Genomic DNA, 17,073 nt, shown 5'->3' on the forward strand with positions numbered 1-17,073 from the left:
TTTCATCAACTATTATAATAAAGAAAGAATTCAACAAAAATACGATTACTTATCTCCGGTTGATTATCGGAAAAAAGTAATCGCATAGGTGTTTTTATTACTGTCTCATTTTAGGGGTTCAGTCCCAACTAGAGGAAAGGAGTTGTTTATTTATTTACTTTGGAGGAGTAAATAAAATGAAAAGGTTGTTTTGTTGGTATACATATATAGTAACTGGAAAATGTGAAGAAACAGGTCGCAGAGTATAGCGAATATGTGACGAAATGCGTAAGAAAATTTAAAGCAGTAGATATATGATAATTCAGGCAATAAAAAAACCTCTAGCGGAAACTAGAGGAAAGGAGTTGTTTATTTATTTATTTACTTTGGAGGAGTAAATAAAATGAAAAGGTTATTTTGTTGGTATACATATATAATAATTTAAAAATTAGATAAATCAGAGATGAAAATATAATTATTTTATGATAATTCTGGTAATAAATTTAAAAAACCATTCAAACTAATTATTAATTTTTATCATTTCTTTTTTTTACAGGGCTCGGTTTAATTAAATCATCAGGAAAAACGATGTTAGCATTATCAGTTGCAAATGATTGACCAGCGTAGTGGTTTATTTTCTCTTTCAAAACAAACTCTTTGGCATGTTCCTTGTTGAGGTTATTATCTGGAGGAACTGGGTTGTTTAAAATAATCGGGTTATCATTAGACATTATTAATCCCTCATTTCTTTATTTTTATAAATTATATCATAAAAGATGATTAATTTTAAAAATAAGGTACATATAATTTTATAAGATGTTTCACATGAAACATTTTATAAATAAAAAAACCTCTAGCGGAAACTAGAGGAAAGGAGTTGGTTTATTTATTTACTTTGGAGGAGTAAATAAAATGAAAAGGTTTGTTTTGTTGGTATACATATATAATAACTGGGAAATGTGAAGAAACAAGTCGCAGAGTATAGCGAATATGTGACGAAATGCGTAAGAAAATTTAAAGCAGTAGATATATGATAATTCAGGAAATAAAAAAACCTCTAGCGAAAACTAGAGGAAAGAAGTTGTTTATTTATTTACTTTGGAGGAGTAAATAAAATGAAAAGGTTGTTTTGTTGGTATACATATATAATAACTGGGAAATGTGAAGAAACAAGTCATAAAATATAGCGAATGTGTGATAAATTTTGTAAGAAAATTTTAAAAAATTACTAGTATCATTCCTTTCAAATTTACTCAATATACGAGGTGCTGACAGTTTCCCATGTATTAGATGATGAAGAAAGCTGTAGATGTCCATTTTCATCTATTCGATAAAGAGCTTGAATTGTTTTATGTTCACCAGTAACGTTGGAAGTATATAGAAAAATTTCTAAATATCCATCTGTCGACATTTGCGGCATATAAGATATTTTTTTTAAATCCTCATTCGAATTGCCAGTTTGAATGAGGTAGTTTCTAATCCAAGTGATGGCTTGATCATTGGTAAGATTTTTTGTATTGATAGATGCAGGAGTAGTTGAGGCAGCCTGTTCACCGCTCTCTACTAATTGTGTAAGTTCTGCTTCATAGTTTTGATATTTTTGATTAATTTCATTGATATCATAGTTTTTCTCAATAGTATCAGTTGCTCCGTCATGCAAAATACAGATAATTGAGTTGTTCTTAATGATAAAATCTTCCTGAGAACTGCGAGTTCCTTGTGCAAGACTATATCCATCAGCAGTTTGTGTAAAAATAATCTTTTTTGTAGGTTCTGTTATGAATTGATTAATTGTACCTGAAATATCATCAGATTGTAAGTAATTATCTATGTAGATCGCCATAATCGTTGCTTCGATGTCCAGTCTAGGTTTTGAAATCTCAGAAGAAGTGCTGCAGTTTTTTGAGTGGTAGCTGTTCCTAGTGAATCAGTCGATTGAGTTGTTTGTTTAGCTTTCGTGAGTTCTTGTTTAGTATTGCTCGATGTCTTTGTTGATACTTGGACACATCCTGATAGAAAAAATAATTGTAAAAATATAAATAGTAAAATAATTTTATTCATAGCGTTGCACCTTTCAATTTTTGTTATATAATGAATATTATTAAATATATTTTTATTAAAGTAAATAGTAAATATAAATTGCTTTAATAATGAACTTTTGGAGGAAAGAACGGTGAATAAAAAAATAATTATTTTAAGCATCACACTATTTACAACGTTATTTTTAAATGGATGTCAGAATAATGATAATTTAAAAGTAAAAAAGACTAGCGAGACAAGTATAAAGGCGAATAAATCAAATAGTTCAACATCTAAACTAAGTGAGACGACTAATTCGTCAATTAGTCAAACAACTTTAACAAATGAGACCTTGAATAGCTCGCAAACAACTGTAAATACCACAATATCAACAGTTGACAAGACGCAGCCGCAAGAAGCACAAGCAACAGATTTTTCAGTTACAATGGCACTAGATGGTTCGGAAGGACCAAGTATGTTTTACAAATTAGACGTCGTGAATCGTAAGGATTATCCAATTATTATAGATACAGGTTTATTTAATTTAAAACTTGTGTCACGTAATACTGGGGAACGAGATGTTGCACCAAGATATAGTCAAATAGTGACATTATCAGCAAATGAGACAATAGTTTTTAATCAATTATTAGGTGGTATTTCAGGTGATACACCTGGATATAATGATATGATTGTTAGTTATGACGGAAATTCAATTTATACACAACCGGCTCATATGAAAGAGTATTCAACAATCTTAAATCAGTAGACTAAAGAACCTTTGACTTTCTGTCAGAGGTTTTTATAGTTTTAGGAAAGAGAAAGTTATCGGCAAGAAGCGGAAAAGTCATGTGGATAACTATTAATAAGAGCTGAAATGGCAGTTGTGGATAAAAATGATAGCTTATTTTGATAAAACTTCCTAGAAAATTAATATCAGGTAGATTTTAAATATAACATAATCTTTTAAAAAAAAATTGTTTTAAAAGGTTTAAATAGTTATTAAATAACTGTTATTTAATTAATTAAATTTATATGCTTTCTTGTTTTTTTATTAAAATGTTTCACGTGAAACATTTTTTTGCAAAACAACTAAAATTTATGGATACTAATTGAAGTTTTATACAAGATAAGATAAAGTATAACTAGTTGTGAAACATTCTGTGTTTCACAAAAAGGAGAGAATACATGAAACCGGATATATTTAAAAAAGAACTTGAAAAAAGAGGAATCGAATTAACGGATACACAGATGAATCAATTTGACACATATTTTAACATGCTGGTTGAATGGAACGAAAAAATTAATTTAACGGCAATAACAGATTTAGAGGGAGTCTACTTAAAACATTTTTATGATTCTATCACACTTGCTTTTGTAGAAGACTTTGAAAACAAAGAGTATCATTTGTGTGATGTGGGTTCAGGTGCAGGATTCCCAAGTATTCCGTTGAAAATTGTTTTTCCAAATTTGAATATTTCGATAGTAGATTCACTGAACAAACGTATTAAATTTTTAGAAGAATTAACAGCTAATTTGAATTTAGACGGTGTTCACTTATATCATGATCGTGCTGAAACATTTGGACAAAACCCAAAATTCAGAGCACAATTTGACTTTGTTACTGCTCGTGCAGTAGCTAGATTAACTGTGTTGAATGAGTTATGTCTGCCTTTAGTGAAGAAAGGCGGTCATTTTTTGGCATTGAAGGCTGCTAAGAGCGATGAAGAGTTAAACGAAGCAAAAAAATCTATTGCGCTATTAGGTGGTAAATTTATTGATGAAAAATCAGTAGCTCTGCCTTTTACTGATGATAAACGGTTCATTATAGACATTCAAAAAGTGAAAGAAACACCTAATAAGTATCCTAGAAAACCAGGGACACCTAATAAAAAACCATTAATTTAATCAGGTCAGTCAGTTAATTAATGGTAAGGAGGTAACGTTATGACACGAATTATTTCTGTTGCAAATCAAAAAGGCGGTGTTGGTAAGACAACAACAACTGTTAATCTTGGCGCATGTTTAGCCTATGAAGGTAATAAAGTTTTACTAGTGGATATGGATGCACAAGGAAATGCAACGAGCGGAATAGGCATCAGAAAGCCCGATGTTTCTCAGGATATCTATGATGTATTGGTGAATGAAGTACCCATTAAGGATATTATTCAACCGACTGCACGTGAAAATTTAGATATTGCACCTGCAACAATTCAATTGTCTGGTGCTGAAATAGAGTTAACCTCTATGATGGCTAGAGAATCACGATTAAAAACTGCCTTAAAAGATGTTGATGGAGAGTATGATTATATTTTAATCGATTGTCCACCATCATTAGGACATTTAACAATTAATTCATTTTCTGCTAGTGATTCTATTCTAATTCCGGTTCAGTGCGAGTATTATGCATTAGAAGGATTAAGTCAGTTGTTAAATACTGTACGTTTGGTACAAAAACATTTTAATCCAGAACTTCGTATTGAAGGGGTACTATTGACAATGTATGATGCACGAACTAATCTAGGTTCTGAAGTTGTAGAAGAAGTTAGAACTTATTTTAGAGAACGTGTGTATGATACAATTATTCCAAGAAACATTCGATTATCGGAAGCGCCGAGTCATGGAAAGCCAATTATTGATTACGATCCGCGTTCAAAAGGTGCCGAAGTCTATCAAGCGTTAGCAAAGGAAGTGATGAACCGTGACGAAAATGAATAAGAATAGCTTAGGAAGAGGAATTAATGCGTTGTTTGAAGATATTTCTTCTATTGAAGAAGATGTAAAATTGGAAGAAGTTATGAAACTGCCATTAACTGAATTAAGACCGAATCCTTATCAGCCGCGTAAGGTGTTTGATGATAAGGCTCTAACTGAATTAGCTGATTCAATTAAACAATCAGGTGTGTTTCAGCCGATTATCGTTAGGAAATCTTCCATTAAAGGGTATGAAATAATTGCTGGCGAGCGTCGTTTTCGAGCTTCTAAAATAGCAGGGCAAGAAACAATTCCTGCAATTGTCAGAGAATTTGATGAAGCACAAATGATGCAAATCGCGGTTTTGGAAAATCTGCAACGTGAAGATTTGAGCCCGATGGAAGAAGCTGAAGCCTATGACATGTTGATGAAAAATTTAAAATTAACTCAAAATGATTTGGCCTCACAACTTGGCAAGAGCCGGTCGTATATAGCTAATTATTTACGATTATTATCTCTGCCAGCTGTGGTTAGAGACTTGGTTCAAAATGAGTCATTATCAATGGGGCAGGCACGAACACTTCTAGGTTTAAAGGATGAAAAGGCTATTATCCCTTTAGCAAATCGAGTGTTAAAAGAGGGATTGACTGTGCGCCAATTGGAACAAATCGTTTCAGAAATGAATAATGAACAACCCGCTTTGATGAAAAAAACAAAGAAAAAAATGACAAAAAAACCTTACTATGTAACAGCAGGTGAAGATTTATTAATGGATAAATTCGGCACAAGCGTAGCAATTCAGGATAAAGAAGGTAAGGGTAAGATAGAAATTGAATACTTATCGCCAGATGATTTAACTCGTATTTTAGATATACTAGAAATTCAGTTGGATGATTAAATTATTTATAGTAAAATGATGACAAATTAAAACAAATGACAGGTTATGTGGTACTATATAGCATGTGTCCTGTCATGTTTATTAACTGATGGAGGTAGCAATTATGTATGAACTAGGTGATATTGTTGAAATGAAAAAACCTCATGCTTGCCAGACAAACCGTTGGGAAATTGTCCGTATGGGCATGGATATTAAAATAAAATGTATTGAATGTCAGCATATTGTGATGATGCCTCGTCGCGAGTTTGACAAAAAAATGAAAAAAATTCTAGAAAAGAAAGTGTCAGATTAAATTTTTGATTAACACTTAGAGGAAAGAGTGAAATAAATGGCTTTAACAGCAGGAATTGTAGGGTTACCCAATGTTGGTAAATCAACATTATTTAACGCGATTACTAAAGCAGGTGCAGAAGCTGCAAATTATCCTTTTGCAACAATTGACCCTAACGTAGGTATGGTGGAAGTACCCGATTACCGTTTAGAGGAACTGACTAAATTAGTAAAACCTAAAAAGACTGTTCCAGCAACCTTTGAATTTACTGATATTGCCGGTATTGTAAAAGGTGCTAGTAAAGGTGAGGGACTAGGAAATAAATTCTTAAGTAATATTCGCCAAGTTGATGCTATCTGTCATGTGGTCCGCTGTTTTGATGATGATAATATTACTCACGTTGAAGGCCGTGTTGACCCATTAGCAGATATTGAAACAATTAATTTAGAATTAGTGCTGGCTGATTTAGAATCAGTTGATAAACGTTATACACGTGTAGCAAAAATTGCTAAAACGAAAGACAAAGAAGCAGTAGCAGAATTAGCTGTACTTGAAAAAATAAAACCTGTTTTAGAAGCAGGACAATCAGCACGAACTGTTGAATTTACAGATGAGGAACTACCGATTGTTAAGGGACTATTTTTATTAACTACTAAGCCAGTACTTTATGTGGCAAACGTTGCTGAAGATGATGTGGCAGATACAGATAATAACGATTATGTTAAACAAGTAAAAGATTTTGCTGCAACAGAAAATGCTGAAGTAATTTCTGTTTGCGCACGAGCTGAAGAAGAAATTGCTGAGTTGGATGATGCAGATAAAGCTGACTTCTTGGAAGCATTGGGGATTGAAGAATCAGGTCTGGATAAATTGATTAGAGCGGCATATCATCTATTAGGATTAGCAACTTATTTTACTGCAGGAGAACAAGAAGTACGTGCGTGGACCTTTAAAACAGGTATGAAAGCACCTGAATGTGCTGGAATTATTCATACAGACTTTGAACGTGGCTTTATTCGAGCTGAAACAGTCTCATTTGAAGATTTAAAAGAATACGGAAGTATGCACGCTGCTAAGGAAGTAGGGCGGGTTCGTTTAGAAGGAAAAGATTATGTAGTACAAGACGGCGATGTTATGCTGTTCCGTTTTAATGTTTAGAAAGTAGAGGGTGACCAATAGTGGCAGATGTATCCGCAACGACTGAAGACTTACGTCAAAAAGTAGCTGACAATCGTCAGTTAGAAAAAAAATTAACAAAAAAGAATAATCAGTTTATTTTCGATTTGAAAAAAGACTTAGCAAAGACTAGTTTAAGTGAAGAACAAAAAACATTGGCTTTACATGACATGCTGACTGCGCTAGTCGAAGGACAAAAATCCGGAACGACAGCTAAACAATTGTATGGCACGCCGACTGAAGCTGTAAAAAATATTGTTGAAGCACCGGAAGCTTTACCCGAAATAACATTTGGAAAAGCATGGTTAGATAATTCATTAGTATTGTTTGCTTTCTTGGCTGTGATTACAGGTGGTTTTTCACTATTGTCAAACACTGGACAGGCAACACAAGGTATCACAAGTATATTAATTGGGGCTGCTTCAGGTGGTCTATCGTTCTATCTTATTTATAAATATGTTTATAGTTATGATTATCCCGGCGCTGATCAGAGTAAAAAGCCAGGAGCACTTAAATCTGGTGGGATTATTGCACTTTGCTTTATTCCGTGGGTTTTACTCTTTTCAGCTTCAAGTTTGATTCCTAGAACATTTAATCCGACAATTGACCCGATGATTGCTATTGTTTTAGGTGCTGCTGCATATGGTATTCATTTCTTATTGAAGAAAAAATTTGGTATTCAAGGTAGCTTATTTATGCGTCGTTATTAGAATTTAATTAAAAGATAACTCAAATGCATTGTTCCGCATTAGAGTTATCTTTTTTTAATGACATATAATTGACTAACCCCGATATTTTTGATAACTTTGTAATTAAAAATAAATCAAAGGAGTGCGTACAACTAATGTCAAATTGGGAAACGAAATTTTCAAAAAAAGGATATACATTTGATGACGTTTTATTAGTACCAGCTGAAAGTCATGTGTTACCTCATGATGTGGATTTGACAGTGCAATTAGCACCAAATCTTAAGCTAAATATTCCACTAATGAGTGCTAGTATGGATACTGTGACGGATAGTAAAATGGCTATCGCAATGGCTCGACAAGGTGGACTAGGGGTTATTCATAAAAATATGTCAATTGAACAGCAGCGTGATGAAGTTAAAAAAGTAAAACGTTCTGAAAGTGGTGTTATCATTGATCCATTTTTCTTAACACCAAGTCATCGTGTAGAAGAAGCAGAAGCATTAATGGCTAAATATCGCATTAGCGGGGTTCCAATTGTTGATACATTAGAAAATCGTAAGTTAGTTGGTATTTTAACAAATCGTGATTTACGTTTCGTAACAAATCATCAATTATTAATTGATGAGGTGATGACTAAAGAAAATTTAGTCACTGCTCCAGTAGGAACTTCTTTGAAAGATGCTGAGAAAACACTGCAACAGCATAAAATTGAAAAATTACCGATTGTTGATGATAGTGGTCGCTTAAGTGGTTTGATTACCATTAAAGATATTGAAAAAGTTATTGAGTTCCCTAATGCGGCTAAAGATATTCATGGCCGATTATTAGTTGCAGCAGCTGTTGGAGTGACGAATGATACATTTGAACGTGCTGAAGCACTGTTAGATGCGGGAGCGGATGCAATAGTTATAGATACAGCACATGGTCATAGTGCTGGTGTCATCAGGAAAATTAAAGAAATCCGTGATACATTTCCAGGCGCAACGTTAATCGCTGGAAATGTTGCCACAGCTGAAGCAACACGTGCATTATATGATGTAGGTGTCGATGTTGTAAAAGTCGGAATCGGACCTGGTTCAATTTGTACAACGCGTGTTGTCGCAGGTGTAGGTGTCCCTCAATTGACAGCTATTTATGAATCTGCATCTATTGCTCGTGAATATGGCAAAACCATTATTGCTGACGGCGGCATCAAGTACTCAGGAGACATCGTAAAAGCATTAGCAGCCGGCGGATATGTGGTCATGTTGGGTTCAATGTTGGCTGGTACTGATGAATCACCGGGTGAATTTGAAATTTATCAAGGTCGTCGTTTTAAAACTTATCGTGGTATGGGTTCATTAGGTGCTATGGAAAAAGGATCAAGCGATCGTTACTTCCAAAATAGTGTCAATGAAGCGAATAAATTAGTCCCTGAAGGTATTGAAGGTCGGGTCGCATATAAAGGAACAGCACAAGATATAATCTTCCAAATGCTTGGCGGATTACGTGCAGGTATGGGCTATGTGGGTGCAGGAAATCTGCAAGAACTGCGTGATAATGCACAATTCATTCGTATGAGCGGTGCCGGTCTACGAGAATCTCATCCACATGATGTTCAAATCACTAAAGAAGCTCCAAACTATTCAATTGAATCATAAAAGAATTTCAGACCTTTACTTTATGCTGTAGAGGTCTTTTATTTAAATTATTTTGTAAAAGAAAGAGGCTGAGAAGTATGAGTAAAATTGGGATAATCGGTATGGGACACGTCGGTGCGGATCTTGGAAATACATTATGTCAAGCGGGTCAGGTTGATGAATTAGTAATTATTGATAAAAAAGCAGATAAAATTACTGCTGAAGCATTAGAATATCAAGACGCGATGCTGTCAACAAATCAAACAGTTAAAATTTTCACTCAAGACGTTGAGTTGTTAAAAGATGCAGATATTGTGGTTATCAGTTTCGGCAGTCAAAGCATTGATAACGAAGATCGAACATCTGAACTAAAGGATAATGCGGCGTCAGTTAGAGAAATGATACCGCAAATTGTTTCAACAGGTTTTAGAGGTATTTTTTTAGTAATATCAAATCCGTGTGATGTCATTACAGCATTGGTTCAAGAAGTCAGCGGTTTTCCAGCACATCGAATTATTGGAACAGGGACCTCACTTGATACAAATCGCATGCGTCGAATTGTTGGACAGGAATTCGGTGTGTCACCTCAATCTGTTGAGGGGTACGTATTAGGTGAGCACGGGGAAAGTCAATTTGTTGCTTGGTCAACAGTTAGAATCGGCAGTCAATTACTAACTGATACTTATGATGTGAGTCAAGAGAAACTAGAATGGATGAAGGAAGAAACACGTTTAGGCGGATGGCATATTCATCAAGCAAAAGGCTGGACGAGTTATGGCATTTCATCAACGGCAGCACGCATTATTCAATCTATTTTGAAAGATGAACAAAAAATTTACCCGGTTTCAACTTGGGACAAAACCAAAGATATCTTTTTAGGCTATCCGGCAGTTATTGGAAAACAAGGGGTTGTTAAACGCTTAGAACTGGCATTGACCGATGAAGAAACTGCTAAGTATCAAAAATCAGCTGTAAAAATTAAGTCATTTTTTGAAAAAGTTTAAAAAAGTACGGCTCTATGGAATATAGAGCCGTACTTTTTTCTATTTAGTTATAACTTCAGCGCCGCCCATATAAGGTCGTAAAACCTCGGGAATCGTTACGCTGCCGTCTTCGTTTTGGTAATTTTCTAAAATAGCTGCGACCGTACGACCGACTGCTAAACCAGAACCGTTTAAAGTATGAACTAGATTTACTTTACCGTCTTCATTGCGGAAACGAATCTTAGCTCGACGGGCTTGGAAGTCTTCACAGTTTGAACAAGAGCTGATTTCACGATACGTCTCTTGAGCAGGAATCCAAACCTCAATATCATAAGTTTTCGCAGCGGAGAAGCCCATATCACCAGTACATAGAGTAATGACACGATACGGTAAACCAAGTTTTTGTAAGATTTCTTCAGCATTATTAGTCATTTTTTCTAATTCATCATAAGATGTTTCTGGCTTAGAGATTTTAACCATTTCAACCTTGTTGAATTGATGTAGACGGATTAATCCCCGTGTATCTCGGCCGGCACTTCCAGCTTCAGAACGGAAAGATGGACTTAAGGCGGTGAAATATACTGGCAGCATGTCTTCAGTTAAAATTTCATCACGATAATAATTAGTCAACGGAACTTCAGCAGTGGGAATTAAGGTGTAGTGTGTGTCTTCTAATTGAAACACATCTTCTTTAAATTTAGGGAACTGTCCTGTACCAAACATAGACTGATTATTAACCATGTAAGGGGGAATCATCTCTGTATAACCATGTTCATAGACATGCAAATCTAACATAAAATTATAGAGAGCACGTTCTAAGCGAGCACCTAAATCTTTATAAAATAGAAAACGACTTCCAGTAACTTTTGCACCACGTTCGAAATCAAGTATTCCTAGATTTTCAGCAACTTCCCAATGTGGTTTTGGTTCAAAGTCAAATGTTCGAGGTGATTTCCAACGACGCATTTCAATATTATCATCTTCATCTGCACCTATAGGAACATCATTGTGAGGAAGATTAGGCAATGTATAAGATATAGCTCTTAGTCGTTCATCAATTGCGGTGATTTCAGCATCTAATACTTTAATGCGCTCACCAACTTCTTGCATTTCTTTTATTTTATCGTCAGCATTTTCTTTGTTTCGTTTTAATTGAGAAATTTCTTGTGAGACATCATTTCTTAACTTTTTCAAGGTTTCTGCCTCAACTAAATGATTGCGACGTTCTTGATCCAAGTCTAAAAATTCTGTTAATATTGTTTCTTTTACTCCACGAGTTAATAATTTTTCTTTGACAGTATTAAAGTTTTGACGCATAAATTTAATATCTAACATAAAAATTTTCCTCCTTAATTTAAATAAAAAACCTCTCGTCCCAAAAATGAGCTAAACTCATTTTTGGGACGAGAGGTTAAATTTCGTGGTGCCACCCAAATTTATATGACAGTTGACGTCACATATCTTCTTTAAACAATTAACGGTCTGTGCCGGCATAGCTTAGTTATCATATGCATGATTTATTCGCTATACAGTCTTTAAAAGTGGATTCTTCAGTGGAGTGTATTGACTTGCATCACCCGTCAACTTTCTTAAACACGCCATTTGAGTACTATTCTTTTAACTATTTTAAAGTTATTTATATTGTAATAAGTATATATTTTTTTAAAAGATGTGTCAAATTGTGTTGAGCGTTTATTGACCGTTTTGAAAAGTGAATCCATTATAAGGTGCACTGATTTTTTGGAAAATATTATCAACAAGTTGAACATTGGTTTTATCTTTTTGATACATATTAGCAAAATAGATAACAGCGGTACTTGCATCATTATTTATATGGACGGTAGGTTCATAACCCCAGAAAAGACCATGGCTGCTCATAGATGTATCGCTGTGATAAAAACCGGCTTTGTACGTGTAGCTATATGGTGCTGGCTGCAAGGTCCACATATTAATAACGCTACTCCATTCTAAAACTTTTCCGTCAATCAAAGCTTGAACAAAAGTTAAATAGTCGCTAGTCGACATAGCTAAATTGCCACTCCCAAATTCATTGATAAAAGCGTAATCTGGAATATTTTGTTTAGTGATTTGTCCTTTATCAATATTATGATTATATGCCGCAATAAGATTTTGTTTATCAGTTTTTCGATCATAAAAGAATGTATTTTTAAGATTTAACGGTTTAATAATAATTTCATCTGCATAGTCTTCGTAACTCTTTTGGCTTAATTTTTCAATAATCCCCGCAAGTAAGACATAATTTGAATATGAATATTTCCATTTAGTCAGTTGTTGATAGGTTACGGTTTTAATAACGTAGTCTAACATCTCTTGTTTTGTTTTCGATTGAGGACGGTTATCTTCAGTGATAGTCAATCCGGATGTCATAGATAACATTGAATTAATGGTGACCTTATCACTGTTTGCTATTTCAGGATAGAATTCTGACAATGGTGTATCTAAGCTTAATTTATTTTCTTCGACTAGTTTCATGATAAGTGTTGCTGTCAAAGCTTTTTGGGAAGAGGCAATCATATAAGAACTATTATAAGGATTGTCAGTCTGATTTTCAGCCTCACCATATGACTTATACAAAATGGGTTGATTGTCTTTAACAACTAATAAGGTACCGGAAATGTTTGCCGCAGTTATTTCATTATCAATTTCCTGACTTAATGGTTGGAAAAAACCTGTAACAGCTGATGTTGCAGCTTCATAATTTGTTCTCGGGTTAAATTTAGGTTCTTCCGACTTGGTTACTGTTTTATCAAATGATGAAGCGCCTGTCTCAGAATCAGGTATGTTGGATCTATTATCATAGCTGGTGCCGCTCTTTGTCGGTTCGGTCTTACTTAATCTAGCTTGCGGAATATTAGGCAAATCTATTTTTTTCTTAATCAGTGGAAACCAGTAGTATAAATTAAATGCAACAATCAACCCAAAAATCAAGCCGAATAAAAGAGATAAGAGTCTACGTCGTCGGTGCTTCTTTTTTAGTTGTTCATATTCAGTACGTTGAATTCTTGCCATGTGTGTTTACCTACCTAATATAGTTTTATAAATTTTTGAAATATACAGTTACATTGTGCCATACTTCAACAAAAATGTTGACCTTTTCGACTTTTCTTGTGGTACTAATAGATAACTTTATGTCTTTTTTTTGTTCAGGAAATAAGAATCCTAAGGCATCAGAGTAACTGAAAACCTCATTACCGACAATAAAATCTTTTTTGACGGGTGCTGTTAATGATGGTTTTCCGTCGTTATTTTTTTTTGTTTTTGTGAAGTTAGTTTTTTCAGCTAATGTGTTCTTAGGAGTATCTTTATAAATCCAAGCTTCAGCAGAACCATCAATTTTTAAATGAACGGTGTCCTCTTTGCCCAGTGAAACAGGCAGTTCGGAAATGCTTGCGGGTTGACCATGTGTTGAAATATCTTGAAATTTCCAGTTGGTAAAGACAAAGTCTAGCATATTTTTGGTTTCTTCGAACCGACTGTGTTGATTATCAACGCCCATGACTACAGAAATATAGCGACGACCGTCTTTTTCAAGTGTGCCGATGAAACAATTTCCGGCGACATCAGTTGTTCCGGTCTTTAAACCGTCAATGCCTTCGTAAAATTGTTGTTTTCCAGACAACATATTATTAGAATTTGTTAGTAACGTTTCTTGCTTATCACTCTTAAAAAGAGTGAAATCAGGTAATTTAGTAATATCAAGTACTTCAGGAAAGTCAGTTAGCAAATGATCTGCAACAATCGTTATATCGCGTGCAGATAACTTATTTTCTTCGTCATCAGGAGATCCTGGATATTTAGAATTGCCTAAATACATAGTTCCTAACCCTGAAGAGCTGATTAAAGTTGCGTCTTTGATATTCCAATTAGCTAGTTGTGCTCTCATCATATCAACAAATTTAGGTTCAGTACCACCAATGAATTCAGCTAGTGCAGATGTTGCTGCATTTGCTGAACTTATCAGTGATGCGTGCAACAAATCTTGCACGGTATAGGTTTTATCTTTATATAGAGGAACATTTGAGAGTTCGGGATTTTCAGTAGTTTTAATTAATTCCTCACTAATAGGTACAGTATCAGTCCATTTTATTTTACCTTGTTTAATGGCATCGTAGACTAGGTAGGCAGTAAGAATTTTAGTCATCGATGCTATACCTAAAGCTTCATCAATATTTTTACTATATAAAATTTTGCCAGTTTCCATATCAGTTACCATAGCTGCTTTGGCATTCAGAGTAATAGGATCAGTCATGTTTTCTTTAGTTGTTGTATTCGCAAAGGCAAGCGACGATGGTATAACAAAAGTGACTGACATGATAAGTATGACGAGTTTATTAACTACTTTTTTGTGAAAAGTCATAAATAAATGGTTTCCTTTCTAAAAACTTATACTAGTTAATATAACAAAAAAAACTAATAATTTCATGAATTAGTTTTTTTGTTAGGATTATTTAACGTTTTAATGGAAGTGTAATAATGAATGATGTCCAACCACTATTAGATACAGCCTTAATCGAACCGTCATGAAGTTCCACGATACTTTTGGCAATAGCAAGGCCAAGTCCAGAGCCTCCGGTTTGCAGTGAACGTGACTCCTCGACACGATAAAACCGTTCAAACAGATTATTAAGTGATTTTTCAGGTATTTCCTGACCATTGTTTTTGAAAGTTAAAATTAGTTTATGACTAACTTGTTTGGCAGTAATAATTATTTCTGAACCGCCTGTACCATATTTAAAAGCGTTTGAAAGCAAGTTGTTGAAGACACGTACTAATTTTTCAGGGTCTCCTTCCATAATCAAATGGGGTGCATCTGTATTTAAAGACAACAGCATATTATTTTTTTTTGATTCCAATTCATACTCGATAGTCAGCTGTTCTAAAAGTTGGTACATATCAAATGTTATAATACTAAGAGGTGTGTCAGCTTGCCGTACTTTAGTATATTCAAATAAATCATCGACTAATGATTTCATCTGTTTTGCTTTTAGATAGGCGGTGTGTGTGTGCTTTAAAAGGTCATCTGTCGATTTATAATTTCCATCTTCGATTAAACCAAGGTATCCGATAACGGAAGTTAAAGGCGTTCGAATATCATGACTAACATTAGTGATTAATTCATCTTTAGATTGCTCAATTAATCGCTCGTCTTCTATAGCTTTAACAGTACCATCTACTAGGGCGTTGATACTTTTAACTAATTTACCTAAATCTCCCTTAAGTTCAAAAGGAATTCGATGGGAGTAATGTCCACTAGAAATATAGTGAAGTTCACTGATAATATGTGATTGCTGCATCTGTCGATAACGACGGATTAGACGCCAAAATAAAATAATAACGTCTGTAAATATCATAAAGAGAATGATGGATACCTTGATTGATGCAGGATGCTCTATATAGAAAGTATTGTAGATTGACTCTTTAATATTAAAAATCATGTCATCAATTGAGCGATTTGTCTCAGCAAATTGAATGACTATCATATAAATAGCTACATTGAGAAGAATCAAAAGAATAATAGTTACAATTCCTTCTATAAAAAGTTCGCTTTTTTCTTTAGAAGTGAGAGTAATCTTTTTCTTTTTTGGTTCAGGCCTCAATTTTATAACCTACTCCCCAAACTGTTTGAATAACCTTCTCTCCGTTTGTTGCTTCTTCAATTTTATCTCGCAGATGACTAACATGTACCATCACGGTTTTAGCTGAAACGAGACTTTCTTGCTGCCAAACACGTTCAAAAATTTCTTCAGCACTGAATACTCGATTGGGATGACTAGCAAGAAGGTATAAAATACCAAATTCCAAAGCAGTCAATTGAATTTTATTTCTTTTATCGGTTTCAACTTCATGTGAATCTTTTTTTATGATCAGTGGGCCTACTTCTAAAACATCGGGAGTAGAAGCAGTTTGTTGCATAGCAGATCGTCTCAGCAGAGATTTGACTCGCGCCATTATTTCTAAAGGATTGAATGGTTTAGTAACATAATCATCAGCTCCAGCAATCAAACCTTGAATTTTATCCATATCTGTTGTTTTAGCTGTTAACATTATAATAGGAACTTGAGATTCTTTACGGAGTTCTTTAACGACTTCCATACCATCCATTTTTGGCATCATAATATCAAGGATCATTAAATCAATATCAGGGGTGGTATTAATCTTACTAAGAGCCTCTTTTCCATCGTAGGCTTTAATCACATTATAACCTTCATTTTGAATGTAGATACTTAAAAGTTCTACGATTTCTTTATCATCATCGACAACTAAAATTTTCATTGAGCATTCCTCCATTAGATATCAAATACGTTCATTTAATAATATTTATGCATTGATTGTAACAAAAAATAGACCAAAATAGTAAAAAATTAAAGAATATGTTTACAACGATCTAGAATCATAGTATATTAATTTCGTTGCCAATTTTTAAAGATTTGACTAAAATTTTTTAAAAATAAAAAAGGTCTTGACGAAAATTAAGATTATATGGTATTATTTTTTAGTCGCACTAATCAAATAAATACGCGATTAAAAAAAGTTTTGAAAAAGTATTGACATCCAATTGATGATTTGATATTATATAAAAGTTGCTACGGTAACTTAAAACAAAAAGATTTAGACCTTTGAAAACTGAACAAAGTAAGACAAACCAAATGTGTAGGGCGTTTTTACGAAAGTAAAAACAAACCATATTTAGTGAATAACAATTCGCTAGCAAGTTTTAAATTAATGA

The 17,073-nt window shown here is 34.0% G+C and carries 17 protein-coding genes and 1 other annotated feature; of the genes, 10 read left to right on the plus strand and 7 right to left on the minus strand.

The window, feature by feature from the left end; translation table 11 throughout:
- The first annotated feature begins 4 nt into the window (after nt 1–4).
- The gene (locus tag CBF37_RS11995) at nt 5–88 is read left to right on the plus strand and encodes an IS3 family transposase (protein ID WP_420824176.1); all 84 of its coding nucleotides are present in this window, start codon (nt 5–7) and stop codon (nt 86–88) included.
- A gap of 418 nt (nt 89–506) precedes the next feature.
- Here the strand turns inward: CBF37_RS11995 and CBF37_RS10850 are convergent, their stop codons facing one another.
- Both CBF37_RS10850 and CBF37_RS10855 read right to left on the minus strand, forming a co-directional pair.
- Nucleotides 507–710: a hypothetical protein gene (locus CBF37_RS10850; RefSeq protein ID WP_125984771.1), complete on the minus strand. Its 204-nt coding sequence runs from the start codon at nt 708–710 to the stop codon at nt 507–509.
- Nucleotides 711–1,228: 518 nt separating this feature from the next.
- Nucleotides 1,229–1,822, minus strand: a complete 594-nt coding sequence (locus tag CBF37_RS10855; RefSeq protein WP_125984772.1) for a hypothetical protein — start codon at nt 1,820–1,822, stop codon at nt 1,229–1,231.
- A gap of 330 nt (nt 1,823–2,152) precedes the next feature.
- Here CBF37_RS10855 and CBF37_RS10860 point away from each other — a divergent pair, with 330 nt between their 5' ends.
- From CBF37_RS10860 to CBF37_RS10900, 9 genes are all read left to right on the plus strand, one after another.
- Nucleotides 2,153–2,764, plus strand: a complete 612-nt coding sequence (locus CBF37_RS10860) for a hypothetical protein (protein WP_125984773.1) — start codon at nt 2,153–2,155, stop codon at nt 2,762–2,764.
- 419 nt (nt 2,765–3,183) lie between these two features.
- On the plus strand, nt 3,184–3,903 hold the full coding sequence (gene rsmG, locus CBF37_RS10865) for a 16S rRNA (guanine(527)-N(7))-methyltransferase RsmG (RefSeq protein WP_125984774.1): 720 nt from the start codon (nt 3,184–3,186) through the stop codon (nt 3,901–3,903).
- A 39-nt stretch (nt 3,904–3,942) separates the two neighbouring features.
- On the plus strand, nt 3,943–4,713 hold the full coding sequence (locus tag CBF37_RS10870; protein ID WP_125984775.1) for a ParA family protein: 771 nt from the start codon (nt 3,943–3,945) through the stop codon (nt 4,711–4,713).
- Nucleotides 4,706–5,587: a ParB/RepB/Spo0J family partition protein gene (locus CBF37_RS10875; protein WP_125984786.1), complete on the plus strand. Its 882-nt coding sequence runs from the start codon at nt 4,706–4,708 to the stop codon at nt 5,585–5,587. Before CBF37_RS10870 ends, CBF37_RS10875 begins: the two co-directional genes overlap by 8 nt.
- Before the next feature lie 103 nt (nt 5,588–5,690).
- Nucleotides 5,691–5,879 (plus strand): DUF951 domain-containing protein, encoded by a 189-nt coding sequence (locus CBF37_RS10880; protein ID WP_125984776.1) that lies wholly within the window; start codon nt 5,691–5,693, stop codon nt 5,877–5,879.
- A 36-nt stretch (nt 5,880–5,915) separates the two neighbouring features.
- The gene (gene ychF / locus CBF37_RS10885; protein WP_125984777.1) at nt 5,916–7,016 is read left to right on the plus strand and encodes a redox-regulated ATPase YchF; all 1,101 of its coding nucleotides are present in this window, start codon (nt 5,916–5,918) and stop codon (nt 7,014–7,016) included.
- Nucleotides 7,017–7,036: 20 nt separating this feature from the next.
- A complete protein-coding gene (locus CBF37_RS10890; RefSeq protein WP_165866710.1) occupies nt 7,037–7,744 on the plus strand; it encodes a DUF1129 domain-containing protein in 708 nt (235 codons plus the stop codon).
- Nucleotides 7,745–7,878: 134 nt separating this feature from the next.
- A complete protein-coding gene (gene guaB, locus CBF37_RS10895; protein ID WP_125984779.1) occupies nt 7,879–9,363 on the plus strand; it encodes an IMP dehydrogenase in 1,485 nt (494 codons plus the stop codon).
- Between the two features lie 77 nt (nt 9,364–9,440).
- Complete coding sequence (locus CBF37_RS10900) at nt 9,441–10,346, plus strand: L-lactate dehydrogenase (protein ID WP_125984780.1); 906 nt, start codon at nt 9,441–9,443, stop codon at nt 10,344–10,346.
- A gap of 39 nt (nt 10,347–10,385) precedes the next feature.
- On the opposite strand, the gene serS is transcribed toward CBF37_RS10900, so the two are convergent.
- The 5 genes from serS to croR all read right to left on the minus strand — a co-directional run bounded on the left by serS (nt 10,386) and on the right by croR (nt 16,619).
- Complete coding sequence (serS, locus tag CBF37_RS10905; RefSeq protein WP_125984781.1) at nt 10,386–11,660, minus strand: serine--tRNA ligase; 1,275 nt, start codon at nt 11,658–11,660, stop codon at nt 10,386–10,388.
- Nucleotides 11,661–11,721: 61 nt separating this feature from the next.
- Nucleotides 11,722–11,952: a binding site (T-box leader), on the minus strand.
- Nucleotides 11,953–12,017: 65 nt separating this feature from the next.
- Entirely contained in the window at nt 12,018–13,355 is a 1,338-nt protein-coding gene (locus CBF37_RS10910; RefSeq protein WP_125984782.1) for a serine hydrolase domain-containing protein, read from the minus strand.
- A gap of 25 nt (nt 13,356–13,380) precedes the next feature.
- Nucleotides 13,381–14,658, minus strand: a complete 1,278-nt coding sequence (locus CBF37_RS10915; RefSeq protein WP_165866711.1) for a serine hydrolase — start codon at nt 14,656–14,658, stop codon at nt 13,381–13,383.
- A 136-nt stretch (nt 14,659–14,794) separates the two neighbouring features.
- Nucleotides 14,795–15,949 carry a sensor histidine kinase gene (locus CBF37_RS10920; RefSeq protein WP_125984784.1) on the minus strand — a complete coding sequence of 385 codons (1,155 nt, stop codon included), beginning with the start codon at nt 15,947–15,949 and terminating at the stop codon, nt 14,795–14,797.
- Complete coding sequence (gene croR, locus CBF37_RS10925; protein WP_125984785.1) at nt 15,933–16,619, minus strand: response regulator transcription factor CroR; 687 nt, start codon at nt 16,617–16,619, stop codon at nt 15,933–15,935. The genes CBF37_RS10920 and croR overlap by 17 nt, the downstream gene beginning before the upstream one ends.
- Nucleotides 16,620–17,073 lie beyond the last annotated feature (454 nt).

Origin of the sequence: Vagococcus vulneris, from assembly GCF_003950515.1 — a bacterium.
Lineage (GTDB): Bacteria > Bacillota > Bacilli > Lactobacillales > Vagococcaceae > Vagococcus > Vagococcus vulneris.

Bases quoted from the DNA above. Each gene is read 5' to 3' on its own strand.
- guaB (WP_125984779.1), top strand. From the start codon at position 7,879: ATGTCAAATTGGGAAACGAAATTTTCAAAAAAAGGATATACATTTGAT.
- ychF (WP_125984777.1), top strand. From the start codon at position 5,916: ATGGCTTTAACAGCAGGAATTGTAGGGTTACCCAATGTTGGTAAATCA.
- CBF37_RS10915 (WP_165866711.1), bottom strand. From the start codon at position 14,658: ATGTCAGTCACTTTTGTTATACCATCGTCGCTTGCCTTTGCGAATACA.
- croR (WP_125984785.1), bottom strand. From the start codon at position 16,619: ATGAAAATTTTAGTTGTCGATGATGATAAAGAAATCGTAGAACTTTTA.
- CBF37_RS10880 (WP_125984776.1), top strand. From the start codon at position 5,691: ATGTATGAACTAGGTGATATTGTTGAAATGAAAAAACCTCATGCTTGC.
- CBF37_RS10900 (WP_125984780.1), top strand. From the start codon at position 9,441: ATGAGTAAAATTGGGATAATCGGTATGGGACACGTCGGTGCGGATCTT.
- rsmG (WP_125984774.1), top strand. From the start codon at position 3,184: ATGAAACCGGATATATTTAAAAAAGAACTTGAAAAAAGAGGAATCGAA.
- CBF37_RS10870 (WP_125984775.1), top strand. From the start codon at position 3,943: ATGACACGAATTATTTCTGTTGCAAATCAAAAAGGCGGTGTTGGTAAG.
- CBF37_RS10855 (WP_125984772.1), bottom strand. From the start codon at position 1,822: ATGGCGATCTACATAGATAATTACTTACAATCTGATGATATTTCAGGT.
- CBF37_RS10875 (WP_125984786.1), top strand. From the start codon at position 4,706: ATGAATAAGAATAGCTTAGGAAGAGGAATTAATGCGTTGTTTGAAGAT.
- CBF37_RS10850 (WP_125984771.1), bottom strand. From the start codon at position 710: ATGTCTAATGATAACCCGATTATTTTAAACAACCCAGTTCCTCCAGAT.
- CBF37_RS10910 (WP_125984782.1), bottom strand. From the start codon at position 13,355: ATGGCAAGAATTCAACGTACTGAATATGAACAACTAAAAAAGAAGCAC.
- serS (WP_125984781.1), bottom strand. From the start codon at position 11,660: ATGTTAGATATTAAATTTATGCGTCAAAACTTTAATACTGTCAAAGAA.